The sequence below is a fragment of the Halopenitus persicus genome (assembly GCF_900107205.1).
GTDB classification, from domain to species: domain Archaea; phylum Halobacteriota; class Halobacteria; order Halobacteriales; family Haloferacaceae; genus Halopenitus; species Halopenitus persicus.
In genome coordinates, this window is the sequence record NZ_FNPC01000005.1 from 39,289 (window position 1) to 63,641 (window position 24,353).

The window sequence follows — 24,353 nt, forward strand, 5'->3', positions numbered from 1 at the left end:
ATCAGAAACACCCTACTCGGAAAGGGAATCCCGTCAATTGGCGATTGATTTTCCGATTTTCGACGAGTTTGGCTGTACGCGAATCCCGGTGACATCCACTCGCCCAATCGCCCATCGAACGAAAGCAAACCCAGACCCGCTCGACTGATAATTGCCACGCTGTACGGCGATTACTCCGTTCCAAATGTATGGGCGCTGCAGGATTTGAACCCGCGGCAACTTGGTCCGAAGCCAAGCACTCTGTCCAAACTGAGCTAAGCGCCCTCGCTCACCGCTTGTCGATTCCCTCCTTTAAGTCTCGCGATCCGGACCGCCGGACGGGCCGCCCGATCGAACCGCCACGCTTTTTGACCGCTCGCGGGAGGTGCGGGTATGTCGATGCGCCGGCGGGTCCGGGGGGCGATCGAACTCACGCGACCGCTGAACGCGATCTCGGCGGGAGTGTTGACGGGGACCGGCGCCTACGTCGCCGGCGGGGCAGTGTTGGGTGCCGACGCGGACGTGGTTCTGGCGGCGGTCGTGGCGACCGTGCTGGCGACGGGCGCCGGAAACGCGGTGAACGACTATTTCGACCGGGAGATCGACCGCGTGAACCGCCCCGACCGGCCGATCCCGCGCGGTGCGATCGCTGCGCGGGGGGCGCTGGCGTTCAGCCTGCTTTTGTTCGCGGGAGCCATCGTCGCGGCGCTGGCGCTCCCGCCCGCGGCGATCGGGTTGGCCGTGTTCAACCTGGTCCTCCTGGTGGCCTACACCGAGCTGTTCAAGGGGCTTCCCGGGGTCGGCAACGTCGTCGTCGGGTTCCTGACCGGCTCGACGTTCCTCTTCGGCGGCGCCGCGGTCGGCCGCCCCCTCGGTGCGGGCGTCCTGTTCGCGCTCGCGGCCGTGGCGACGGTCACCCGGGAGATCGTCAAGGACGTCGAGGACGTCGCCGGCGACCGCGAGGAGGGGCTCAACACGCTCCCGATCGCGATCGGGGAACGGCGTGCGCTGTGGATCGGGGTGGTCATCCTGGTCGCCGCGGTCCTTGCCAGCGCCGGGCCGTACGTGTGGGGCACCTTCGGCTCGGCGTATCTCCTCCTCATCGTTCCCGCGGACGCGCTGATGCTCGCCAGCGCCGTGCAGGCGTTCCGTGACCCCGGGGCCGCCCAGCGCCGGATAAAGGTCGGGATGCTGCTCGCCGTCGTCGCGTTCATCGCCGGGCGTGCGGTCCCGGTCGGATGATCGTGGTCATCGGACGTGCGGTCCCGGTCGAGCGATCACGTCGAGTGGCCGCGGTCGGATGACCTCCGGTCGTGCGCACGGGCCGATGCCTCGGCCGGACGTCCGGGCGCCGATCCGGCGGATCGCCGCTCGGGCACGATAATCAAAAAGAATAATATCCGCACCGCACATCGTTGTGACACCCGATGATACCCGGCAGGACGGCCGGTCGTTCGATCGACCGTCGCTGGTTGGTGCGGGACCGATGAGGACCACAGATGTATGACCTCCGCCCCCACTTCGAGACGGCGGTCGAGCCGGGAACGAACCTTCTGCTCAGCGGACCGGCGTTGACCGGCAAGCGGAGCCTCGCGCTCGACGTCCTCGCCGACGGCGTCGAGGACGGGGACTCGGCGATCATCGTCACCACCAAGGACAACGGCGACCGCGTCCTCGAGTCGCTCGGCGAGCGCGTCGACTACGCGGACCGGCCGGTGGCGGTCGTCGACTGCGTCACCCGCCAGCAGGGCGTCGGCGACGCCCGCGACGACGACCGGATCAAATACACCTCCTCGCCGGTCGACATGACCGGGATCGGGATCAAGCTCTCGGAGTTCCTCGAGGAGTTCTACGGGAACCGCGGGATCGAGCGCAACCGGATCATGGTCCACTCGCTGTCGACGCTGTTGATGTACGCCGAGTTGCAGACGGTCTTCCGGTTCCTCCACGTCTTCACCGGCCGCGTCCAGAGCGTCGGCGGGTTCGGGCTCTTCTGTATCGACTCGACCGCCCACGACGACCAGACGATGAACACCCTCAAACAGCTCTTCGACGGGATCATCACCACCAGCGAGGACGCGGAACCGACGATCCGCCTCGGGAAGTGACCGGGGCAGTCACACGCTCCCTCAAAGAACCGCCGCGGCGCCGCTGAAGAGCCCGATCGTGACCAGCAGCCGGCCGAGGCTGCCGAGGAACGTCGCGATCGCGAACTTGACGTAATCCTCCTCCAGCACCGCGAAGGCGTAAATCGAGATCGTGTCCGGGAAGAAGGGCACCGACAGCGCGATCGCCAGGCCGCCGTAGCCGTAGCGCTTCGCGAGCTGGACCGACCGTTTCTCCGACCACGCGAGGACGTTCCACCGGGACCGCCGCAGCCAGCGCACGATCGGCCCCGACTGCTTGACCTCCTGGCCGAGGTGGAACGCGAAGACGCTGCCGGCGGCCTTGCCGACCGCGCTGACGAGCATAATGCCCGCGAGGTTCCCCCAGGCCGGCCCGCCGAGGTCGATCGGCGCGACGAGCACCACCTCGCTCGGACCGGGCAGCACGAACGCGATCAGAAACGAGTAGACGAAGACGATCCCCAGTCCCGGCCATCCGGTCGCCGATTCGACGAGCGCCTCGGCACCCTCCGCGAGCGGCAGCGAGGACAGCGAGAACGACGGGGGCGGCGAGATGGCGAGGAGCGGAGCGAGATCCACCATACCCGAGGATCGCTCGTCACCGAATTGAACCTTCCGTGTTGGAACGGCCGGCGTTCGACGCGGAGCGGCAGGGCCCGTGTCGGGATGGTCAGGATCCGTGTCGGGATGGCCAGGATCCGTGTCGGATGGCTGGATCCGTGTTGGGATCAGGATCCGTGTCGGAACGGCGTCACTGTCCCCACGTCCACTTGGCGTCGAGGACGAACCGGTAGATCCCGCTGATGCCGATCGCGATCGCGTTGGCGATCAGGTACGGGATGCCGGCCCACTCGACGAACCCGAAGAGGACGCCCAGCTGGATCGGGATCGCCGATCCGCGGACGACGTTCGTCTTCACCAACCCCGACAGGAACTCGGCGGTCCCGGTGTTGCTCACCGCCTCGAAGGTCCAGGCGTTGTTGACGCCGTACTGGAGGATGATCGTGATCTCGATGGCGATCGTGGCCCCGAGCAGGTAATACAGGCCCGCGAGGTCGACGAACCCCCACAGCAGCACCATCTGGATCCCCGCGGCCACGGCGCCGACGATGACGAACCGGCGCAGCTGGAGCGCGACCGGGCCGCTGTGGAGGTTGCGGATGAACGACCGGATCATCTACCGGTAGCCGAGCGCCGAGAGGCGTGCCTCGAGGTCCTCGTCGACGTCGCCCTCGTCTCCGTCCCCGTCCGTCCCGTCGGCGGCTTCACGCGCCGCATCGCGTTTCCGGAGCACCGCGGCGTGGTTCTCGACGATCGCCGCGAACCGGTCCATCGTCTCGCGGTCCGCCGCGCTCGGATCCGCGGACAGGTCCGTCTGCTGGGTCGGGTCCGTCGGGCGGGCGTACAGTTCGACGGCGCCGGTGTCGACGTTCTCGATGTAGGTCCGGTCGCGGTCGCGCACGCTGACGAGCAGGTCGCCGTCCGCCAGCGACCGCGGGATGGGCTGGGCCGTCACCTCCTCGCCCCGGACGGTCACCGAGACGATCGGCTCGTCGGCCGGGTCCTCGCCGTCCCGGACCGGACCGACCAGCGACTCGCCGGTCCACGCCGGCGGCGCGTCGACGCCGAAGAGGTCGGCCACGGTCGGCGGGATCGCGTCGAGGCCGACCTGCCCCTCGATCCGCCGGCCCGCGGTGCCGGGCGCGTTGACGATGAGGGGGACGTGAATGAGCTCGTCGTAGAGCTTCGGGTAGTGGGCGAGGTGGCCGTGTTCCTGGAACTCCTCGCCGTGGTCGCCCGCGAGGACGATCGCCGTCTCGTCGGCGACCCCGGCCCCGGAGAGCGTCTCGAGCAGGCGGCCGATGCTCGCGTCGACCTGCCGCACCGCGGCCTGATAGAGGGTTCGCAGCTCCCGCAGGGTCCGGTCGCCGACTTCCCAGCCGAGCCCGGTCCGGGTGTGTGCGTGGATCATCCGATGGGTGCCGACGAGCCCGTCGGAGACCTCGCGGATGTACCGGGGCGCCGGAACGTACGGCGTGTGCGTGTCCATGTAGTGGATCCACAGGAAGAACGGCGCGTCCGTGTCCTCGATGAACGCGGTGGCGGCGTGTTCGACGTCGAACATCCGGGAGGTGTCGAGGAACGGCCGGTCGTCCGTCTCGCCGCGGACCCACGACCCGAGCCGGCGGACCGGCGCGGTCGCGAGCTGGATCCAGGCCTCGACGGTGGGATGGGTCGCCAGGTACCGGCTGTAGATGCTCGAGCCGACGCTGGCGACGAAGGGCTCGAACTCGTCGAACCCGTCGTCGTAGTCCCAGTGGGAGGTGAGAAAGCCGTTCGCGGCGTTGAAGCCGCCGGTCGCGACGTCGGCGTCCGAGAGGATCTCCGCGAGGGTCGGGACTCCCGAGACGCCGATCCGGCCGGTGTCGGCGAACACCGGCCTGGAGGCGAGGATCGAGGGGAACGAGAAGGGCGTCCAGTTGCCGGTCGCGAACGCCCGCTCGAAGACCGTCCCGTCGTCGGCAAGCGAGTCCATCACCGGCGTGTGGCGACTCGCGTCGTAGGGGCCGATCGCGTCGGCACGCAGCGAGTCGACCGTGATGAGCACGACGTTGGATGGCGATGTGTTCGATCCCATACTCGGCTGGCGGTGGTGTGGTCCTCGATCCGCGCCGTCGAGGGGCGGCGGGGGTTCGAGACCGGGTCCGAATCGCTCCGCACGGAGCACGTCGATCCGCACGGGACCCGACCCGGCGCCCCCACGCTGGTAACTAAACGGTCAATTGCGGCCTTTATACTTTCGATACCGACGACGGCGGTCGATCACGACTGGAGCACCGGATCGGCGCGTGTCCGGACCGTCGGGGCGGCCGATGCTGAGTAACCGATTAGTCAGCGAGAACGACCGTGTCGACGTACTCCTCGACGGCCGCTCGTGCGGTCTCGAGGGCGGTCTGCTCGTCGAGCACGACCGCGCGCGTTCGGGCGCCGTCGACCACGGTCAACAGGGTGCGTGCGGTGTGTTCCGGGTCGACGTCCGCGAAGACGCCCTCCTCGATCCCGTGGCCGATCACCGTCTCAAGCAGGTAGCGGATGTACTCGTCGTTCTGCTGGAACCGCTCGCGGAACGTCTCGTTGTACGGCGCCTGGCTCCGCATCTCGAGCATCGCGACCAGGAGTCCGTGGTGGTCCCCCGGTTCGACGATCAGCTGGTCGAGGAGGAGCCGAAGCCGCCGTTCCGGATCGGTCGTCTCGACCTCGTGAACCGCCTCGCGGAAGCGCTCGAGCAGGAAATCGAGAAACGCCGCGAGCAACTCCTCCTTCGTATCGTAGTGGTAGTGGATCGCGGCCGTCGATTTGCCGTACTCGTCGGCGATCCGCTGCATCGTGAGCCCCGCGTAGCCGTGCTCGTGGAGGGCGCGATAGGTGGCGCGCATGATCGCCTCGTCGATCTCCGAGGTCCGTCGATCCGGCGGCTCCGCCATACCTTCGTTCGCTCGTTCCGGGTGTATAACTGTTGTGACCACTCCCGAAAACGTAACCGACTCGTCAGTCCGGTCGAGGTGACGTCGGCGACCGCCTCGACTCCGCTTCTCGGCGCGTGGGGCCGGTCACACGCCCTTCCGGTCGAGCGCCGTCCGATCGGCGGCCGGGATCGATCCGCGAAGTGGTCGTTCCACAACCCTTTTGACTGACTAGTCAGTAAATACGATAGTACCCGCGAGAGCCCTCCCGCGCGATCGGCGTCCGTCGCCGGATCGGGACCGGGGTCGGGCCGGGCCGGGCCGGGTCGGCTCGGGAGCGCTCGAACCGGCACGACCCGGAAACGGATCGGCCCGGCATAACCCGGTTATCCGGTATACACCGGCAGACCCGACATACTCGGCATAACTCGGGATGACCCGGCACCGCAAGACGCGGGCCGAGCCCGGATCGCGAAGTCGGAGGGACCGAGGTGACGATGTTCACAGGGACGATACGACATACCGATACCGAACGATCGACGGAGCGCACGACGAGGAGCCGACCGGATCGGCAGCCGTCCCGACGAACCGGGACGCGGCCGGCGGGGTGGCGCTGATGGGCATCGGTTCGACCATCGATTCCCTGTTCAAGGGCCCCGACGACCTGGACCTCACCGAGGGCGGGATCGGGTGGCCGCTGTTTTACCTCTCGCTGCCGATCGTGGTGATGAACCTCTTCCAGACCGCCTACAACCTGGCGGACACCTTCTGGCTCGGGCAGTTCGACACGACCGCGCTCGCGGCGATCAGCTTCGCGTTCCCGATGGTCTTCCTGCTCATCTCGCTGGCGCTCGGGCTGTCGGTGGCCGGGAGCGTGCTGGTCGCCCAACACGTCGGCGCCGGCCGGACCGACCGGGCCGAGTACGCGGCCTCACAGACGATGAGCTACGCCGTGATCGCGTCGGTGATGCTCGGCGCCGTCGGGGTCCTGTTCGTCGACGAGTTCCTCGTGTTGTTGGGCGCGAGCGACGCGATCGCCCCGCTCGTGGAGTCGTATATGCGCGTCTTCTCGGCCGGGCTCGTCTTCGTCTTCGGCTTCGCGGTCTTCGTCGCGCTGATGCGCGGCTACGGCGACACCGTGACGCCGATGTACGTGATGGCCGGCTCCGTCGTCCTCAACGTGCTGCTCGACCCGATCCTCATCTTCGGGTTCACCGGGAACCCGCTGTTCGAGGCGCTCGGCGCCGAGGGGATCCAGGCGTGGCTGTTCGCGGCGACCGGATACGCCGGATCCGGGATCGAGGGGGCGGCGATCGCCACCGTCTTCTCGCGTGCGCTCGCGCTGGTCGTCGGACTGGTGATCATGTTCGGCGGCACTCGCGGCGTCCGGATCCGGCTCGGACAGATGGCTCCCGACCGCGCGTTCGCCCGCAAGGTGTTCGACATCGGCGTGCCGGCCTCGGTCGAGGGAACCGCGCGGTCGCTGTCGATCAACCTGCTGCTGTTCGTCATCGCGGCGTTCCCCGAGACGGTCGTGGCGGCGTACGGCATCGGGACGCGGATCTTCTCGGTCGTCTTCCTGCCGGCGCTGGCGGTCTCGCAGGGGATCGAGACGATGACCGGCCAGAACATCGGCGCCGGCAAGCCCGACCGGGCGGCGGCGACGAACCACTTCGGCGCGCGGGCGATGTTCTACGTGTTGACCGGCGTCGGGGCGATCACGCTGGTCGCGGCCCGGCCGATCGCCGCGGTCTTCACGACCGATCCCGCCGTCATCGCGGAGAGCGCGACGTTCCTGCGGTACTCCGCGGTCACCTTCGGGTTCATCGGCGTGATGCGGGCCTACACGGGCGGGTTCCGCGGCGCCGGGAAGACGCTCATCGCGGCGGTGGTCTCCGTGATCACCCTCGGCGCCATCCGGCTGCCCGTCGCCTGGATCGGGGCGGCGGCGATCGGCTCCGTCGGACTGTGGGTCTCCTTCGCCGTCTCGAACGTCGCCGGCGGGATCATCGCGTACCTCTGGTTCGGCCGCGGCACCTGGCGGGACGGCGCGATCACCGACCGGGGCGTCACCGACGACGTGGGGTCGGCGAGCGATACGGGCTCGGCAGCTGACACGAGCTCGGCAACCGACACGAGCCCGGCAACCGACATCGACTCCGCGACCGACGTGGAGCCGACGACCGACTGAGACGCCAGCCGGCTGCGACGACGACGCTTTGGCCGGTCGGTTCTCCCAGCCGGTCGTTCCGGTTTCTCCCAGCCGATCGTTCCGGTTCGCGTGGCTTTATGGCCCGTCGAGCCCAACGATCGGCGATGGCAGACGTACTCGTTATCGGCGGCGGACCGGCCGGACTGACCGCGGCGCTGTTCGCCGCGAAGAACGGACTCGAGGCCGCCGTCTTCGACACCGACGGGACCTGGATGCACAAGGCACACCTGTTCAACTACCCCGGCATCGGCTCGATCGACGGGTCGGTCTACATCGAGACGCTCCGCGATCAGGTCGCCGACTTCGGCGTCGAGCGCCACCAGGGGACCGAGGTGACGGACGTCTCGGCGGACGGCGACGGCTTCGTCGTCGACGCCGGCGGCGAGAGCCACGAGGCCGACTACGTGGTGCTGGCGACCGGCGCGAACCGCGATCTGGCCGAGTCGCTCGGCTGTGACTTCGACGGGGACGTCGTCGACGTCGACGTGACGATGGAGACCTCGGTCGAGAACGCCTACGCGACCGGCGCGATGGTCCGCGCCGAGGAGTGGCAGGCGGTCATCTCCGCCGGCGACGGCGCGGCCGCCGCCCTCAACATCCTCAGCGAGGAGAAGGGCGAGCACTACCACGACTTCGACGTGCCGGCCGACGCGGACGAGCTCTTCGGCTCGCTCGTCGAGGAGTAACGCGGCGACCTGCCGACGGCGGACCCCTCGTCCACAACGCCCCGTCCACCGCTTGACGCATCGTCCAGAACTACGCGGAGTCGCTTGTCCCCAGCTCGAACCCGATCGACCGATCTCGATCTCGCGTTCTCGTCATCTGAGTATCAATTTAGATAATTTGAAGCCATATTTTATATAGTAGTGCTGCTTCCGTTCAAGCGTCAGTTGCCGGGTGGGGACCGATCACGTCGCGATCCGGCCTGGGCACACAATTATGAACTTGAACGATCTCAAGGCCCTGTTTACGGAGGATCGAGCGGTCTCACCCGTTATCGGCGTGATTCTGATGGTGGCGATCACCGTCATCCTCGCCGCGGTGATCGGCACGTTCGTGCTGGGTATGGGCGACGACCTGCAGAACAACCAACCGACCGCGAGCTTCAATATGGACTTCGAGGCAGGCGGAACAGTGACGATCAGTCACGCCGGCGGCGATACGATCTCGGGTGACGATTCCGTGACGGTAACCGCGACCGGTGATGGGCTAAGTGATGGCGGATCCTGGAGTACACCCATCACTGCTGGGGATTCTAAACAATTCAACTCAGCTGCGAGTGTTGATGGTAGTCAAGCATGGACCGGCCAAACGGTCAGCGTGAACTGGGAGTCGGCCGATGGAACCTCGTCCGCTCAGCTGGGAGCACAGCAGGCGCCTGACAACTCCTAATCAATAATGAATCTGAAAAAATTCCTCGAGGACGACCGCGCCGTCTCGCCGGTCATCGGCGTGATCCTGATGGTAGCGATCACGGTGATCCTGGCGGCAGTCATCGGTACGTTCGTTCTCGGAATGGGCGATGACCTGCAGAACAACCAGCCGACCGCGAGCTTCGACTTCAACTTCAACGCCGGCAATTCCGGATCGGTGACGATCAGTCACGCCGGTGGTGACCCGGTCGACGGCACGAGCGACTCCGTCACGATCACGACGAGCGGCGGTGACAACGATCTCAATAACGAACCGGTCGACTGGAACGCAGAGATATCTGCCGGATCGTCGAAAACCGTCTCGATCAGCGGCGGGACTTGGAACGGCGAAACGGTCGCGGTGAACTGGGAGTCCGCCGATGGCAGCTCCTCCGCGACGCTCGGTTCACAAACTGCGCCGACGCCATAAGCACTACCCCGACGGTTCTTTTTAGGCAATCGTCGTCCGTCTCGTAATCTCTTTTGAATGAGCGACGAGACGGCGTCTATTGCTACACACGTCGATTCGTCGGCGTCGCTCTCCTCACTCCTGTCGTTCTTGATGCGCGGCGAGTCGTTGATGTGCGTCCGCGATCTCCTCGACGGCGACGACGAACCGCCACACGAGGTACAGGAGGACGAGTCCGAGCACCGGGATCAACCCCAGGAGGATCTGGCCGGCGATGATCAGCGCGTAGCCGATGATCAGTACCGAGAGGAGGGCGATGACGGGAAGCCATCGTCGTGAGTTCGGGGGAGGGGACCTATCGGACATCGTTCGCCGATTCCGGGCGAGCGACTTCAACGTTGTGAGATCCGTTCCCACGGTATTGTTCGGATATTGAATGACCGTCGAGCCCAGTCCATTCAGGCCGCCCGGATGTGGGACGGTCTCGATCGAAGATCGACTTTGAGCATCGTGCTATCATAACCCTCGAATTTCGGAGGAAAAACGGGCGAAAGTATCAAATTCGATATTTTGAAGCATTCATTTATATACTTACGACGCCGATATTCAGTTGTCAGCCGCTGGGAGGAGGGGGCCGAACGGTATGGTCCGACCATCCCAGGACTGCAATCAAACTATGAACCTGAACGATCTTAAGACCCTGTTTACCGAGGACCGAGCTGTCAGCCCCGTGATCGGCGTGATTCTGATGGTGGCGATCACCGTCATCCTCGCGGCGGTCATCGGCACGTTCGTCCTGGGAATGGGCGACGACCTGCAGAACAACCAGCCCACCGCGAGCTTCAATATGGACTTCGACGCTTCGAACGGTGTGACGATCAGCCACGCCGGCGGTGACACAATTGACGGGACCAGCGATACGGTGACCATTGCCGCGACTGGAGGCGACGACCTTGATCCTGCTGGAGGTGCTACTGCAGGCAATACTGTCGACTGGGGCGAGTCAATCTCTGCCGGAAGCAGCATTGACATCGTCAATGCAGACAGTAATTGGGCCGGCGAAACCGTCTCCGTGAACTGGGAGTCCGCAAACGGCGACTCCTCGGCACAGCTGGCCTCGCGAACCGCGCCGAACAACTAGGTCCCCTCTGCGGCCCTCCCGGCTTCGATCCGGCACGGTGCCGGAGCGCTTTTTAAGTACCCGACCCTGCACTCGGTATGAGCGTCGACCGCATCCTTCTCACGAACGACGACGGGATCGACACCGTCGGGTTTCGCGCGCTGTACGACGCCCTCGAGCCGGCCTACGACGTCGTCGCCGTGGCCCCCGCCGCCGACCAGAGCGCCGTCGGCCGCTCGATCTCCCAGGACGTGGTCGTCCACGACCACGAGCTCGGCTACGCCGTCGAGGGCACGCCGGCCGACTGCGTCGTCGCCGGCCTCGGCGAGCTCGTCCACGACGCCGACGCCGTCGTCTCGGGCTGCAACAAGGGCGCGAACCTCGGCGAGTACGTCCTCGGCCGGTCCGGGACCGTCTCGGCCGCCGTCGAGGCCGCCTTCTTCGATGTCCCCGCGATCGCGACCTCGATGTACGTGCCGGGCGGCGACGACTGGTGGGAGCTCGAGCCCGACCCGGAGCACTTCGCACACGCCGCCCGCGTGACGCGCTACCTCGTGGACAACGCGGTCGACGCCGGCGTCTTCGACCACGCCGACTACCTCAACGTGAACGCCCCGATGGCGGACGGCGAGTCCGGCCCGCCGCCGACCGAGCACGCCACGATCGCCGTCACCGAACCCTCGACGCTCTACGAGATGGACGCCGAGTGGGACGCCGAAACCGGCGATATCACGCTCCACGACCGGATCTGGGACCGGATGCGGACCGGCGACGTTCCCGACCCCGAGGGAACCGACCGCCGGGCGATCGTCGAGGGCCGCGTGTCGGTCTCACCGCTGTCGGTCCCGCACGCCTCCGAGCACCACGAGGCGCTCGACGGGCTCGCGACCGCCTACGGCTCCGAAAACGACCCCGAACCGATCGCCGACGCCGGATCCGGCGCCGGCGGCGACTGAGTCCGAGAAAAGGGCGATCGATCGACGACAACGGGACGAACCTACGACGTTCTTTCCCGTCGCGGATCCCCCCGCGTCGCGAACCTACTCCTCGTCGCTGACGGTGACCTGCGCCTCGCGGATCACCGACTCGCCGAGCTCGTAACCGGGCTGGAACACCTCGGCGATCGTGCCCGCGGGCTGGTCGCTGTCGACCCGGAGCATCACCTGATGGCGGGTTGGGTCGACCTCGGTGCCCGGGTCCGGCTCGATGGGCTCGACGTTCTCGTCCTCGAGCACCCGGTCGAACTCCTCGAGGGTGGACTCGACGCCCGGCCGGATGTCGGCGCCCTCCTCCTGCTCGAGCGCGCGCTGGAGGTTGTCCCGAACGGGGAGGATCCGCTCGATCAGGTCCTCGGCGGCGCGCTCCTTGATGGACTCCTGTTTCCGCTTCGCGCGCTGTTTGTAGTTCTGGAAGTCGGCCTGCTTGCGCTTGAGCCGGTCGGTGAGATCCTCGATCTCCGCGGCCTGCTCGTCGGTCTTGGCCTCGAGCTCGGCAACACGCTCCTCGAGCTCCGCGACCGCCTCGGCGAGCTCCGCCGCGCCCTCGGCGTCGAGGTCGGCGACCCGGTCGGCAAGCGTCGGCTCGGCGTCAGCGTCGACTTCGTCCCGGGTTCCGGCGTCCGCGGACCGATCCGCGGCATCGGCCGTCTCGCCCCCGGACGCGTCGGCGTCGGTCTCGGAACCGGAACGTCCGTCCTCGAACTCGATCGCTTCGGCGTCGTCCTCGCTCATACCCGATCCGAGGCCGTCGGCGGGCATAAGGCTTGCAGAAACGGTCGAACGCGGCTCGGCGACGAACCGGCGCCGCGTCGCGCCGGTCGCTTTCGCCGGTTTATAATCGGCCGGGACCGAACCGGGCGGTATGACCGCGCCGAACCGGAACACGCTGTGGGCGACGGCGATCGTCGACGAGCTGGCGAGCGCCGGCGTCTCGGCGGCCGTCGCCTCCCCGGGCAGTCGCTCGACGCCGCTGACGTTGGCCTTCGCCCGTCACGAGGACGTCCACGTCTTCTCCCAGCTCGACGAGCGCTCCGCGGCCTTCTTCGCGCTCGGCCGCGCGCGTCGCACCGGCGAGGTGACGCCGCTTGTGTGTACCTCCGGCACTGCCGCCGCGAACTACCACCCGACGGTGATGGAGGCCGACCAGGGGCGCGTCCCGCTGTTGGCGCTCACCGCCGACCGACCGCCGGAGCTGCGCGATTCCGGGGCCAATCAGACCGCCGACCAGGAGAAGCTCTACGGCGACGCCGTCCGGTATTATAAGGACCTCCCGGAGCCCGCCGCGACCGACCGGGCGCTCGCCTCGGTGCGGACCACCGTCGCCCGGGCGATCGCGGCCGCGGAGGGAACCGACCCCGGGCCCGTCCACCTCAACGTCCCGTTCGCGAAGCCCCTCGAGCCGACCCCGGTCCCGGGCGACGTGCCGGCGGACCTCGACCCGGCCGCCGAGGCCGGGCGCGAGGGCCCCTACGTCGCGACGACCGGCGGCGCGACCCGACTCGACGACCGCGACCTGCGCGCGCTCGCCGACGCGCTCGCGACCGACCGCGGCCTGATCGTCGCCGGCCCGGCCGATCCGCCGGGGCTCGACGCCGAGGCGGTCACGGCGCTGTCGCACGCCACCGGCCACCCGATCCTCGCGGACCCCCTCTCGGGGCTCCGGTTCGGCGGCCACACCCGGGTCGCGCCCGTGATCGGGGGCTACGACGCGTACCTGTCGGCGGATCTCGCGGGGGACTCGACTCCCGAGTGGCGCGATCCCGAGGTCGTCCTCCGGCTCGGCGCCGCGCCGACCTCGAAGTCGCTGCGCAAGTACCTCACCGAGACGGGCGCCGACCAGTACGTCGTCGACCCGGTCGGCCGCTGGCGGGAGGCCGAGTTCGCCGCGACCGACCTCGTCGTCGCCGAGCCGAACCGCCTCTGCGGCGACCTCTCGCGGCTCGTCGGCGCGGCCGGCCGTGGCGGACTGGCCGGTGGGTCGAGTCCGTCCGGCGGGTCCGGTGACTTCGGTGGAGCCGAGGACTCCGACGGCGACGCCTTCACCGATCAGTGGGAGCGTGCCGATGCGGCGGCGTTCTCGGCCCTGTCGGCTGCGGACGCGTTCCACGAGGGGCGGGTGATCGAGACGCTGCTTCCGGAGCTTCCCGACCCCGCGACGCTGTTCGTCTCCAACTCGATGCCGGTTCGGGATCTCGACCGGTTCGGCCGCCCGGGGGCCGCGAGCCTCACCGTCTGCGGAAACCGCGGCGTCTCCGGGATCGACGGGATCGTCTCGAGCGCGCTCGGGGCCGGGTCGGCGACGACGGACGACCTCACGCTCCTCGTCGGCGACCTCGCCCTCCATCACGACTCGAACGGACTGCTCGCGCTCGACCGGTGTGACGTCGACGCGACGATCGTCGCGGTCAACAACGACGGCGGCGGGATCTTCCACGAGCTGCCGATCGAGGAGTACGACCCCGAGTTCACGGAGTGGTTTAAAACTCCCCACGGGATCGAGTTCGAAACGCTCGCGGAGCAGTACGACCTGGAGCACGTGTCGGTGGACGCCCGCGACGGGGAGAACGCGAGCGAGAGCATCGCGGCGGCCTACCGGGAGTCGTTGGCCGGGGACGGGAGCACCCTGATCGAGGTGCGCGTCGACGCCGAGTCGAGCCATCGGGTTCGTGAGCGACTCGGTGAGAAGGCGACGGCCGCGGCGCTGTCGGCGATCGAGGAGTGAATATATAACGGGCCGATGGGCCTCACTGGCGGAGTATATAAAAGGACGGCCGAGTCGGCGGCGACTCCGACCGTCAGCGGATGCCGCCTCAGTCGTCGGCGGTTGCAGCCTCGGCGTCGGCCGTCTCCACGTCGGTGAGCTCGCCGGCGCGCTCCAGCTCCGTGAGGTACTCGTCGGCGTCGATGGCCGCCTTGCTGCCCATCCCGGCCGCGGTGACCGCCTGCTGGTAGTGGAAGTCGACGACGTCGCCGGCGCCGAACAGCCCCTCGACGCCGGTTTGGGTCTGGCCGCCGCCCGCGCCGTCCGCGGTCTGCAGGTAGCCCGCGTCGTCGAGCTCGACGCCGGTGTCCTCGAGGTAGTCGGTGTTCGGGGTGTGGCCGATGGCGAAGAACACGGCGCCGACGTCGAAGTCGTACTCCTCGACCTCGTCGGCGGTCGCGGGGTCCGTCAGCTTCTCCGTGGGGTGGCCGTCGGGGTGTTCGACCAGGGTGACGTGGTCGATGCCCGCCTCGGGCGTGCCGTGGAGCTCGGTGACCTCGGTGTTCCGGAGGATCTCGATCTCGCCGTCGTCGACCTTCTCCATCACGCGGTCGATCCACACGTCCTCGGCGCGGAACTCCTCGCGTCGGTGGGCGATGTAGACGGTGTCGGCGAACTTCGTCAGGAAGTTCGCCTCCTCCATCGCGGCGTCGCCGCCGCCGACCACGAGCATGTCCTCCCCGCGGAAGAAGGCGCCGTCGCAGGTGGCACACGTCGAGAGGCCGTAGCCCATCAGCTCGTCCTCGCCGGGGATCCCGAGCGTCCGGGCGGAAGCCCCCGACGCGGCGATGAAGGCGTCGCAGGTGTAGACGTCGCCGTTCGTCAGCGTCACGCGGAAGGGCCGGTCCGAGTCATCGACCGACTCGACGACGCCGTTCTTCGTCTCGGCGCCGAACTTCCGGGCCTGTTCCTTCATGTTGTTGATCAGGTCGGGCCCGGAGATCCCCTCCGGGAAGCCCGGATAGTTCTCCACGTCGGTCGTCAGCGTGAGCTGCCCGCCCGGCTCGTCGCCCTCGAGAATGAGGGGGTCGTTGTTCGCCCGCGCGGCGTAGATTCCGGCGGTGAGACCGGCGATCCCGGTCCCGGCGATGATGAGCCGTCGGTGATCGACTGCGTCCTCGCTCATACCGGATCGTAGTCGATCGGGGCGTATGTAGGTTGCGCTGTGGGGTCGTTCGGGGCCTCGGAAGCCGACTCCCGACGCACGAGTCCTCGCTCCGTCTTCCTCGACGAGGTCGCGATCAGTTCTCCTCGACGGGATCGTGATCAGTTCCCCTCGACGAGGTCGCGATCAGTCCTCCGCGACGAGGTCGCCGCCCCGCTCCCGCCAGTCGGTCAGGCTCCCCTCGTAGATGTGGACGTCCTCGAAGCCGATCCACCGGAGCGCGACGTAGGTGTGGGAGAGCCGCCGTGCGGTGTTACAGTAGAGCACGACCGGCCGATCCGGCGTGATCCCGCGCTCGGCGAACCGGTCGCGGAGCTCCGACTTCGATCGGAACCCGCGCGTGTCGGGGTCGACCGCCTCCGTCCAGTCGAACCTGGCGGCGCCCGGAAGGTGGCCCGCCGCGTACTCGTCGGCGTCCCGCGTGTCGACGAAGACGACGTCGTCCCCGGGCGACTCGAGGAGCGAAACGACGTCGTCGTAGCCAATGATCGGCGAGTCGGGCCCCTCGACGCGCATCGGTTCGACCGCCACCGGGTCGGGCGCGACCGGCTCGTTCTCGACCGGGTCCGGGGGCGCCGAGTCGGCTCGTTTCCAGGCGCTGAAGTCGCCGTCGAGCAGGTGGACGTCCTCGAACCCGTAGACGAGCGCGGTCACCAGGAACCGGGCCGCGAAGACGCCGTTCGTGTCGTCGTAGGCGACGATCGTGTCGGACCGGTCGATCCCGACCTCGCCGAGGAGGTCCGCGAACGCCGCAGCACCCGGCAGCGTGCCGGCGTCCGGCCCCTCCCGATCGCGGAACGTGTCGAAGGGAACGTTCACCGCGCCGGGCACGTGGCCCATCGCGTCGTACTCCCAGGCGTCGCGGACGTCGACGACGCGAACGGTCGGGTCGTCGAGCCGGTCGGCCAGCCGGGCGATCGGGACGACGATCCCGGCCGCCGAATCCGCGACGTCGCTCGATTCGGCGCCGGAATCGGCCGCGCCGGGGCCGCCGCCAGAACCGTTTGTCTCGGTCATCGGCGGTCCTTCTCGCTCCGGGTAGTTGATTCCGCGGGCTGGTCGCGATGCCGCCGCCGGTTTTCGATGCCGGCAACCAATGCCTGGAAACGTCGTGACGCCGCGATCGGCTGCGGTTATGACGGTCAGCGACGCCGGAAGCGAGGACGGAGACGGAAAGTATTGCCACCGATCCGAACGAGAGGCGGGTATGTCCGTGGTGTTGGGTACCTTATAGGATGAGGCCCAATGGTGGACTGCTATGGGAGATTCCGATTACGCGAACGACGTGCTCGTCTCCGCCGACTGGGTGGAAGCCCGGTTGGACGAGTTCGAAAGCGCCGACTCCGACCTGCGACTCGTCGAGGTCGACGTCGACACCGAGGCCTACGACGAGGCGCACGCGCCTGGGGCGATCGGCTTCAACTGGGAGAGCCAGCTTCAGGACCAGACGCAGCGGGACATCCTCGAGAAGGAGGACTTCGAGGCGCTGCTTGGCGACCACGGGATCAGCGACGACTCCACGGTCGTGCTCTACGGCGACAACTCCAACTGGTTCGCCGCCTACGCCTACTGGCAGTTCAAGTACTGGGGCCACGACGACGTCAAGCTGCTCGACGGCGGCCGCGAGTACTGGATCGAGAACGACTATCCGACCACCGACGAGGTCCCGAGCCATCCGGAGACGGACTACGAGGCCGGCGGCCCCTACGAGACGATCCGCGCGTACCGCGACGACGTCGAGAAGGCGATCGACCGCGGGATCCCGCTTGTCGACGTCCGCTCGCCCGAGGAGTACCGCGGCGAGATCCTCGCGCCGCCGGGACTCCAGGAGACCGCCCAGCGCGGCGGCCACGTCCCCGGCGCGAAGAACATCTCGTGGGCGGCCGTGACCAACGACGACGGCACGTTCAAGACCCGCGAGGAGCTCGAGGAGCTGTACGCCGCCGAGGACATCGACGGCGACGAGACGACGATCGCCTACTGCCGCATCGGCGAGCGCTCCTCGGTCGCGTGGTTCGCACTCCACGAGCTGCTCGGCTACGAGGACACCGTCAACTACGACGGCTCCTGGACCGAGTGGGGCAACCTCGTCGACGCGCCGATCGAGACCGGCGACGGCGAGTGAGCGTCGACGGAAGCGCCCTGAGACGAACCGACAACGGGACACGTTAAGTCGGTCCGCGACCGTATTTTTCTCCATGACCGCAGCCGACGTGCTCGAGACCGTCCAGTCCGATCTCGCGACCGAACTCTCCAGGCTCGGCTCCTCGAAGGCGCTGTACGCCGCCACCGAGGGCGAGCTCGAGGCCGACCGCGTCCTCGAGGCGGCCGCGGAAGCGGAGCGGGCCGCGGCCGAGACGTTCTCGGCGTGGGCCGACGACGAGTCCAACGCGGACGCCCGCGAGGTCTTCGAGTCGATCGCCGCGGACGAGCGGGCGCACGCCGAGCGCGTCCGCGAAGAGCTCGACGGGGAGAAGGTAAGCGATCCCGGCGCCGTCGGCGCCGAGGAGGCCCACGATCTCGCGATTCCCGCTCATCTCCGGTCGATCGACGGGACGGTCGAGCGGGCGGGCGCGTTGCTGGGCCGGATCCTCGTCGCCGACGAGTCGAAGTCCCAGTACGTGGGCTACTTCGTCGGCGACGCCGACCCGCAAACGGCCGGCGTCTTCCGCGATCTCCGCGGCGATCTCGACGGCCAGCGCGAGCGCGCGCTCGAGCTGCTCGAGACCGTCTGTGCGGACGAAGCGGACTGGGAAGCCGCGACCGAAGCGGCCGCTAAGGTCGTCCGCGTCGCCTACGAGGAACACGTCGAGACCCTCGAGTCGCTCGGCGTGGATCCGAAGCCGGTCTGCTGATCGCCGGTCGAAGCCGGTCTGCTGATCCGCCGGCCGGAAGTCCGACGTCCGACGCCGACCCGTCGGTTCAAAAACCACGAACCGTTAAGTGGCCGACGGCGTCATATCGTCGTATGACACGACGTTCGGTTCGTGGGGCGATCTGGGGGATCGTCCTCGTGATAGCAATCGTGGGTGCGGCCGGAGTGGTCGTCGGGGAGGTACAGAACACGTCCGTCACCGTGAGCGGGACGGATCTCGCGTCGGGCGACACCGTTCGGGTCGACCAACATCCCACGGTCGACGTCTCGATCGAGGCGGACACGGCGATCGAGCTCGTGGAGGTCCGCGTCAACGGGAAAATTGAGAAGTCCTTCGAGCCGGGATCCCAGTCGTTCTCGGAGTCGATGAACCTCGAGATGGACGACGGCGAGAACACCCTCCGGATAGTCGTCAACGCCGGCGGGACGAGCACCTACGAGGCGACGGTGCACAAGGACAGCACCAGCCCGTACCTGGAGTACACGTCACCGTTCGCGACGCCCGACCTCTCCTCGCCGCCGGAGAGCACGACCGTTAGCAACGCCCGGACGACGCTGTCGGCGGACATCGTCGACGAGTTCGGCGTGGAGACGATCGAGATCGAGCGCCGATACGACTACACGTTCGCGGGACAGGGCGAGACGAGCCGCGAGTCCTATCAGATAACCAACCCTGACGGGTCCTTCTCACAGGAGGTCTTCCTCGGCGACGGGGAGAACCAGATCGAAGCCACGTACACCGACGAAGCCGGGAACAAACGCGTCCACGAGTTCGTCCTCTACGTGGACGACACCCAGCAGCCGACGATGGACCTGACGGTTCCCGAGCGAACGGGAACCGACGAGGTCCGCGTGCAGGGGACCGTCTCGGACAACGTGAAGCTCGACCGCGTCGAGCTCGAGGGGCCGACCGGGTCGACGACGCAGGTGCTCCAGTCGACGCACGCCGAGCCGAACCGCGACCGGCTCTCGGCCGAGATCAATCAGGTCGTCTCGCTCAACGAGGGCGAAAACGACATCACCATCACGGCGACCGACACGGCCGGAAACACCGTCGAGCGCGAGTACACCATCGTGTACGACCGCGCGATCGACCCACGCGTCACGATCGATTCCGAGCGCACGACCGTCGAGAACGGTACGGTTTCGGTCGTCGGCCGCATCGACCGCGGGGAGATCGGCAGCGTGACGATGGAGTCCGTGGATCCGGAGACGGAGGAGATCATCGACATCACGCGCGTCTACGGCGGCGACGAGACCACCAGCCGGGTCGACATCGACCACCAGCTGTCGGCCGCGGACGGCGAGACGCAGGTGCGCGTCATCGTCACTGACTCGCAGGGCGACCAACACACGGAGACGTTCAGCGTGGGCTCGGGCGGCGGCTCCGCGAGCACCGACGGCGGTGCGTCCACGCAGTCCACCCCGGACGATTCGGCGGCCCTGACCGAGGACGTCTCGGATGCGTCCGACGGCGGGTCGGACGCCGGAGCGTCCTCGACGACCGAGGACGGATCCGGCGCTGCGGACGGGTCGTCGGACGACGGGGAGTCCGATTCGGGAGCGAACGACGACGCGGGCACGTCGGACGGGTCCGGGTCGAACGGCGGCGACGGAGCGAACGAGACGTCCGGGTCGATCCCCGGCTTCACCGTCGTGACCGCGCTGCTCGCGTTCGTCCTGATCGGCGCTCGCCTCCGTCGGACCGAGTGAGGATCGGAGGCTACACGATGTCCGACCGACCGACGCCGACCCGACGGCGATTCGTGCTGGCGGGAGCCGTGCCGTCAGTCGTCGGACTGGCCGGTTGCTCGGCGCTCGAGGCCGAGGACCTCGGCGCCGATCAGGGAGACGCCGACGCCGACACGGAGACGGAGCGACCGCCGACCGAGCAGTCGCCGCCCGAACGCGCGTTCAGCGCGACCTTCGACGACGGCGTCGGCGACTGGACCGGCGACGTCGACGCGATCGAGTCCACCGACGAGGCAGCTCGGGGGGGCGGCGCGGTCCGGATGCGCTCCGAGGCTCAGGAGATCGAGCTTCCCATCCCCGAGACCACGGTCGACCGGTACTCCATTTGGTGGCGGGTCGAGGAGGAGGTTAACGACGTCCGCTTCGAGTTTCGGGGACCGGACGGTCGCGTCGGGTTCGGCGCGGAGGTCCGGACCGGCACCAACGGGCTGACGGTCGTCGTGAACCCCGAGACCGACTCCGGCGCCGCGAGCGACCTGCTGTCGAGCGCGGTCCGGCCGGGGAACTGGTACCAGATAACCTTCGACGCCGTCGACTTCGAGGCGGAGCGATTCGACGCCGCCCTCGCCGACGTGGGGGACAGCGAGCTCATCCGGATGACCCAGTCGTTCCGGTCCCCGATCGACGCGGTCGCCGCGCTGACCGTGCGGTCCCAGCGGGGCGACGCCGTCATCGTGGACGACGTCGTCGTCGGGCGCGACGGATGAGGTGAACGGGCGGCGTGAGCGACCCTCCTCGCCGGAAGCCGGTGACCGCCATCCCGACGGGCGACCGGAAACCCGTCCGTCCCACACGCTGCGCGTGCGGCACGCCTTTGTGACCGCGCCGCCGATCGGTCGATATGTCCGCCGACCTCGAGGAGAAAACCGATCGCTACGAGCGAATGCTCGCTGACGCGCTGGCGGCAGCGGAGACGGTCGCCCCTGCCGGATCGCCGCTGGGCGAGGCGGCGACTGACTGCCGCGAGATGGCGGAATCGTACCTCCGAGACGGCCGGCATTTCCGTGCCGACGACGACCCGGTCAACGCGCTCGCGTCCTTCTCGTACGGCTACGGCTGGCTCGACGCCGGCGTCCGGATGGGACTGTTCGCGGTCCCGGAGGGAACGGAGCTGTTCACGACCTGAGAAGCCGTTCGTACGGGAGTGGGGTTCCGCCGCGACTCACGCCGGCTCGTCCTCGGGCGCCACGACGGATTCGATCTCCTCGACGATCTCGATCTCCCGTGCGCGGTAGGCCTCGACGAGCCGGTAACAGACCACGTAGCTCGGCACGATCGTCGCGACCGAGAGGATCACGTTCCCGACGAGCAGCCGGATCGCGATCTCGCGGCTGGCGGCGAACGAGAGCGAGGGCAGCCCCGTCAGCCCGATCGAGACGCCCTCGACCGGGCCGAGCAGCAGGACGCCGATCGCGAAGCTGACGGCGTAGACGCCGGATTTCACGAGCGGGTTGATGAGCAGCGCCGACGCGAGGAACGCGAGCTTGCTCGCGCCGTCGACGAGCCACGCCAGGAGCGCGAACACGAGGAGGCCGACGCCGAGGGTGGGCAACATCGTGACGAACACCCCGAACGAGAAGCTGCCGGCGATCTCCCGCGGCGTGTGCGTCTCGGCGAACGCGTCGTGGAGCCCCGACCGGATCCGCCGCGTCCACGCGCCCGTTCGGGATCGGATCGAGAGCATTCGCGTTCGACCCCGATAGGACGCCGGCGAGAAAGTAGTTGTCGGCGGTTCGGGGGTCACTCGGTGGGAGACCGACGTCGTGCGAGACGGAGAAGTGACGCGACTTGGCGCGGCGGTCCGGGATCACTCGAACCGGTAGGTTGGCCCCTCGGGGCCGTCCTCGACCGTGACGCCGACGTCCTCGAGCGCGTCGCGCAGCTCGTCAGCCCGCTCGTACTCGCCGGCCTCGCGGGCCGCCTCGCGGAGCTCGAGGACGAGCTCGACGAGTTCTCCCGCCAGCTCGACGTCGCCGTCCCCCGCGTCGGCACCGGCCGCGTCGAACCGAAGCCCCAGAACGGCTTCCCCCAGATCCTCGAACGTTTCGACCGCCCGGCGGAGGCCGCGGTAGTCGTACGCGACGCCATCGGACGTGTCCTCGGCGGCGTCGAGGTGGCGGTTGACCGCGTCCGTGAGCTCGAGCAGGGCGGCCGTCGCCTCCCGGACGTTGAGGTCGTCGTTCATCGCCGCCGTGAAGTCGGCCCGCGTCGTCTCGACCGCCGACCGGAGCGCCTCGTCGGACGCCTTCGCGTGCGCGTCGACCGAATCGAGAGCGGCGACCGCGCGGTCGTGGGTGCGCGAGAGCCGGTCCCAGCGCTCCTCGGCCTCCGCGATCGTCTCGTCGGTGAGCGCCTGCTCGGACCGGTAGGCCGCGCCGGCGTAGAACGTCCGGAGGACGTTGACGCCCAGTTCCTCGAGGGCGTCCGGAACGGTCCAGAAGTTGCCGATCGACGAGGACATCTTCTCGCCCTCCATCGAGAGCAGTCCCGCGTGGAGCCAGTAGCGGGCGAACGTCTCGCCGGTCGCGGCCTCCGACTGGGCGATCTCGTTTTCGTGATGGGGGAAGACGAGATCCCGGCCGCCCATGTGGACGTCGAGGGTGTCGCCGAGATGCGTCATCGACATCGCGGAACATTCGACGTGCCAGCCGGGGCGTCCCTCGCCCCAGGGCGACTCCCAGGTCTCCCCCTCGGGGAGATCGCCCTCGTGGTCGTGTTTCCGATGCTCCCTGACCGCGGCCTCGCTCACGCCGCCGGCCTTCCAGAGGGCGAAGTCGGCCGGGTGTCGCTTCTCGGCCCGCTCGTCGGGCTCGCCCTGTGCCTCCAGCTCCGCGATCTCCTGGTTCGAGAGCGCGCCGTAGTCCTCGAAGGCGGTGACGTCGAAGTAGACCGACCCGTTCGACTCGTAGGCGTAACCGGCCGCCACGAGCGACTCGACGAGGTCGATGATCTCGGGCACGTGTCCGGAGACGCGGGGGTACACCTCGGCGCGGCGCAGGTTGAGCCCGCGCATGCTCTCGAAGATCTCGGCGGTGAACGTCTCGGCGACGTCGCGTTCCGCGGTCCACGCCTCGCGCTCGCCGACGCGGGCGGCGATCTTCTCGTTGACGTCGGTGACGTTCTCCACGTGGCGGACGTCGTACCCGAGGTGCTCGAGCCATCGGTGAAGGACGTCCGCGTGGACCCACAGCCGGGCGTGGCCGAGGTGCGGGTCGTCCGAGACGGTCAGCCCGCAGACGTACAGCGTTACCTCGTCGCCGTCGACCGTGAACTCCACGCGCTCGTCCCGCAGGGTGTCCGTCACGGAGAGGGTCATCACGCCGTGGTTTCGGTGGCGAGCCTTTCAACGCGTCGATCAGGTCGATCGGATCGATCGCGTTCGGATCGGGAGGGCGTGTCGACCGGACGAACCGAGTCGACTGGGGTGGCCAAGTCGGCCGGACGAACCGAGTGTGCTCGAGGTAACCCGGTAACCCTTCCCTCAGATTACACTTATTCGTCGTGACGTCGATGGTGTGAACACACATGGCAACCGAAACCCGATCGGCCGACGTCTCCGTGAACGTCACCTCGAAACAGTGGGTCGCCGGCGCCGTCGGCGGATTCATCGGAAGCATCCCGTTCGGACTCCTGATGATGTACGTCATGCCCCCGCCGCTTCTGGAGGTCGTGATCCCGGCCATGTACGGGATCGAGGGGCCGGCGCTGCTCGCCGGCTGGGCGATTCACCAGTTCCACGGCGTCGTGTTGGGGCTCACATACGTCGCGCTCGTCCAGGCGGAACCGCTTCGCGAAACTGCCCGATCCACCGGCGGGGCGCTCGGACTGGCGGTCGCGTACGGGATCGTCACGACCGTCGCCCTCGCCGTCGTCGTGATGCCGTTGTGGCTCGGGGCCGTCGGCTTCCCGAACGCGCCGCCGTTCCCGAACGTCGGGATTCCGGCCACGATCATCTCCGGGATCGGCCACGTCATCTACGCCGTTCCGGTCGCGGTCCTGTACGCGCGGTCGTTCGCCGAGTGAGGTTCGAGGAGGACGCCGCGTGAGATTCGGGAAGGACGCCGACGCTGGAGTGGGGAG

The 24,353-nt window shown here is 68.2% G+C and carries 25 protein-coding genes and 1 tRNA gene; 15 read left to right on the forward strand and 11 right to left on the reverse strand.

The features are described 5' to 3' along the window. Positions 1 to 189 precede the first annotated feature (189 nt). Positions 190 to 264, reverse strand: a tRNA-Arg gene (locus BLV25_RS09445). 108 nt (positions 265 to 372) lie between these two features. On the opposite strand from BLV25_RS09445, the gene BLV25_RS09450 reads away from it, so the two are divergent. Then, positions 373 to 1,221: a geranylgeranylglycerol-phosphate geranylgeranyltransferase gene (locus tag BLV25_RS09450; protein WP_092732603.1), complete on the forward strand. Its 849-nt coding sequence runs from the start codon at positions 373 to 375 to the stop codon at positions 1,219 to 1,221. A gap of 257 nt (positions 1,222 to 1,478) precedes the next feature. Beyond that, positions 1,479 to 2,087 (forward strand): RAD55 family ATPase, encoded by a 609-nt coding sequence (locus BLV25_RS09455; protein WP_021074165.1) that lies wholly within the window; start codon positions 1,479 to 1,481, stop codon positions 2,085 to 2,087. A gap of 21 nt (positions 2,088 to 2,108) precedes the next feature. Here the strand turns inward: BLV25_RS09455 and BLV25_RS09460 are convergent, their stop codons facing one another. From BLV25_RS09460 to BLV25_RS09480, 4 genes are all read right to left on the reverse strand, one after another. Continuing rightward, on the reverse strand, positions 2,109 to 2,687 hold the full coding sequence (locus tag BLV25_RS09460) for a YqaA family protein (protein WP_092732606.1): 579 nt from the start codon (positions 2,685 to 2,687) through the stop codon (positions 2,109 to 2,111). A gap of 169 nt (positions 2,688 to 2,856) precedes the next feature. Next, entirely contained in the window at positions 2,857 to 3,282 is a 426-nt protein-coding gene (locus BLV25_RS09465) for a GtrA family protein (RefSeq protein WP_021074167.1), read from the reverse strand. Then, positions 3,283 to 4,743 (reverse strand): sulfatase, encoded by a 1,461-nt coding sequence (locus BLV25_RS09470; protein WP_092732609.1) that lies wholly within the window; start codon positions 4,741 to 4,743, stop codon positions 3,283 to 3,285. A 250-nt stretch (positions 4,744 to 4,993) separates the two neighbouring features. Then, positions 4,994 to 5,590 carry a TetR family transcriptional regulator C-terminal domain-containing protein gene (locus tag BLV25_RS09480; protein ID WP_092732615.1) on the reverse strand — a complete coding sequence of 199 codons (597 nt, stop codon included), beginning with the start codon at positions 5,588 to 5,590 and terminating at the stop codon, positions 4,994 to 4,996. Between the two features lie 595 nt (positions 5,591 to 6,185). On the opposite strand from BLV25_RS09480, the gene BLV25_RS09485 reads away from it, so the two are divergent. The 4 genes from BLV25_RS09485 to BLV25_RS09500 all read left to right on the forward strand — a co-directional run bounded on the left by BLV25_RS09485 (position 6,186) and on the right by BLV25_RS09500 (position 9,623). Continuing rightward, positions 6,186 to 7,760, forward strand: coding sequence for an MATE family efflux transporter (locus BLV25_RS09485; RefSeq protein ID WP_092732997.1), 1,575 nt, complete (start codon positions 6,186 to 6,188; stop codon positions 7,758 to 7,760). A gap of 125 nt (positions 7,761 to 7,885) precedes the next feature. Beyond that, positions 7,886 to 8,467 carry an NAD(P)/FAD-dependent oxidoreductase gene (locus tag BLV25_RS09490; RefSeq protein ID WP_092732618.1) on the forward strand — a complete coding sequence of 194 codons (582 nt, stop codon included), beginning with the start codon at positions 7,886 to 7,888 and terminating at the stop codon, positions 8,465 to 8,467. A gap of 253 nt (positions 8,468 to 8,720) precedes the next feature. After that, positions 8,721 to 9,173 (forward strand): type IV pilin, encoded by a 453-nt coding sequence (locus BLV25_RS09495; protein ID WP_092732621.1) that lies wholly within the window; start codon positions 8,721 to 8,723, stop codon positions 9,171 to 9,173. Positions 9,174 to 9,179: 6 nt separating this feature from the next. Continuing rightward, positions 9,180 to 9,623, forward strand: coding sequence for a type IV pilin (locus BLV25_RS09500; RefSeq protein WP_092732624.1), 444 nt, complete (start codon positions 9,180 to 9,182; stop codon positions 9,621 to 9,623). A gap of 114 nt (positions 9,624 to 9,737) precedes the next feature. Here BLV25_RS09500 and BLV25_RS09505 read toward each other — a convergent pair whose 3' ends face one another. Next, complete coding sequence (locus tag BLV25_RS09505) at positions 9,738 to 9,968, reverse strand: hypothetical protein (RefSeq protein ID WP_092732627.1); 231 nt, start codon at positions 9,966 to 9,968, stop codon at positions 9,738 to 9,740. Between the two features lie 310 nt (positions 9,969 to 10,278). On the opposite strand from BLV25_RS09505, the gene BLV25_RS09510 reads away from it, so the two are divergent. Together BLV25_RS09510 and surE are read left to right on the forward strand one after the other, a co-directional pair. Then, positions 10,279 to 10,743 carry a type IV pilin gene (locus BLV25_RS09510; RefSeq protein WP_092732630.1) on the forward strand — a complete coding sequence of 155 codons (465 nt, stop codon included), beginning with the start codon at positions 10,279 to 10,281 and terminating at the stop codon, positions 10,741 to 10,743. A 77-nt stretch (positions 10,744 to 10,820) separates the two neighbouring features. Further along, on the forward strand, positions 10,821 to 11,678 hold the full coding sequence (gene surE / locus BLV25_RS09515; RefSeq protein ID WP_092732633.1) for a 5'/3'-nucleotidase SurE: 858 nt from the start codon (positions 10,821 to 10,823) through the stop codon (positions 11,676 to 11,678). Between the two features lie 84 nt (positions 11,679 to 11,762). Here the strand turns inward: surE and BLV25_RS09520 are convergent, their stop codons facing one another. After that, complete coding sequence (locus BLV25_RS09520; protein WP_092733000.1) at positions 11,763 to 12,452, reverse strand: nucleotide exchange factor GrpE; 690 nt, start codon at positions 12,450 to 12,452, stop codon at positions 11,763 to 11,765. 130 nt (positions 12,453 to 12,582) lie between these two features. Here BLV25_RS09520 and menD point away from each other — a divergent pair, with 130 nt between their 5' ends. Then, on the forward strand, positions 12,583 to 14,442 hold the full coding sequence (gene menD / locus BLV25_RS09525) for a 2-succinyl-5-enolpyruvyl-6-hydroxy-3-cyclohexene-1-carboxylic-acid synthase (protein ID WP_092732636.1): 1,860 nt from the start codon (positions 12,583 to 12,585) through the stop codon (positions 14,440 to 14,442). Between the two features lie 88 nt (positions 14,443 to 14,530). Here the strand turns inward: menD and BLV25_RS09530 are convergent, their stop codons facing one another. Next, positions 14,531 to 15,607, reverse strand: a complete 1,077-nt coding sequence (locus tag BLV25_RS09530; RefSeq protein ID WP_021075336.1) for an NAD(P)/FAD-dependent oxidoreductase — start codon at positions 15,605 to 15,607, stop codon at positions 14,531 to 14,533. 165 nt (positions 15,608 to 15,772) lie between these two features. Continuing rightward, positions 15,773 to 16,663, reverse strand: coding sequence for a sulfurtransferase (locus BLV25_RS09535; protein ID WP_092732638.1), 891 nt, complete (start codon positions 16,661 to 16,663; stop codon positions 15,773 to 15,775). A gap of 241 nt (positions 16,664 to 16,904) precedes the next feature. On the opposite strand from BLV25_RS09535, the gene BLV25_RS09540 reads away from it, so the two are divergent. The 5 genes from BLV25_RS09540 to BLV25_RS09560 all read left to right on the forward strand — a co-directional run bounded on the left by BLV25_RS09540 (position 16,905) and on the right by BLV25_RS09560 (position 21,399). Continuing rightward, a complete protein-coding gene (locus tag BLV25_RS09540; RefSeq protein ID WP_021075334.1) occupies positions 16,905 to 17,771 on the forward strand; it encodes a sulfurtransferase in 867 nt (288 codons plus the stop codon). Positions 17,772 to 17,844: 73 nt separating this feature from the next. Beyond that, the gene (locus BLV25_RS09545) at positions 17,845 to 18,501 is read left to right on the forward strand and encodes a ferritin family protein (protein WP_092732641.1); all 657 of its coding nucleotides are present in this window, start codon (positions 17,845 to 17,847) and stop codon (positions 18,499 to 18,501) included. Between the two features lie 113 nt (positions 18,502 to 18,614). After that, positions 18,615 to 20,234 (forward strand): hypothetical protein, encoded by a 1,620-nt coding sequence (locus BLV25_RS09550; RefSeq protein WP_092732644.1) that lies wholly within the window; start codon positions 18,615 to 18,617, stop codon positions 20,232 to 20,234. 17 nt (positions 20,235 to 20,251) lie between these two features. Continuing rightward, positions 20,252 to 20,980: a hypothetical protein gene (locus BLV25_RS09555; protein ID WP_143114419.1), complete on the forward strand. Its 729-nt coding sequence runs from the start codon at positions 20,252 to 20,254 to the stop codon at positions 20,978 to 20,980. A gap of 134 nt (positions 20,981 to 21,114) precedes the next feature. Then, entirely contained in the window at positions 21,115 to 21,399 is a 285-nt protein-coding gene (locus BLV25_RS09560) for a DUF357 domain-containing protein (protein ID WP_021075330.1), read from the forward strand. 36 nt (positions 21,400 to 21,435) lie between these two features. Here the strand turns inward: BLV25_RS09560 and BLV25_RS09565 are convergent, their stop codons facing one another. Continuing rightward, on the reverse strand, positions 21,436 to 21,957 hold the full coding sequence (locus BLV25_RS09565; protein ID WP_021075329.1) for a DUF2062 domain-containing protein: 522 nt from the start codon (positions 21,955 to 21,957) through the stop codon (positions 21,436 to 21,438). Between the two features lie 123 nt (positions 21,958 to 22,080). Beyond that, a complete protein-coding gene (gene cysS, locus BLV25_RS09570; protein WP_092732650.1) occupies positions 22,081 to 23,589 on the reverse strand; it encodes a cysteine--tRNA ligase in 1,509 nt (502 codons plus the stop codon). Positions 23,590 to 23,798: 209 nt separating this feature from the next. Between cysS and BLV25_RS09575 the strand changes: the two genes are divergently transcribed. After that, positions 23,799 to 24,296, forward strand: coding sequence for a hypothetical protein (locus BLV25_RS09575; RefSeq protein WP_021075327.1), 498 nt, complete (start codon positions 23,799 to 23,801; stop codon positions 24,294 to 24,296). Positions 24,297 to 24,353: the final 57 nt, after the last annotated feature.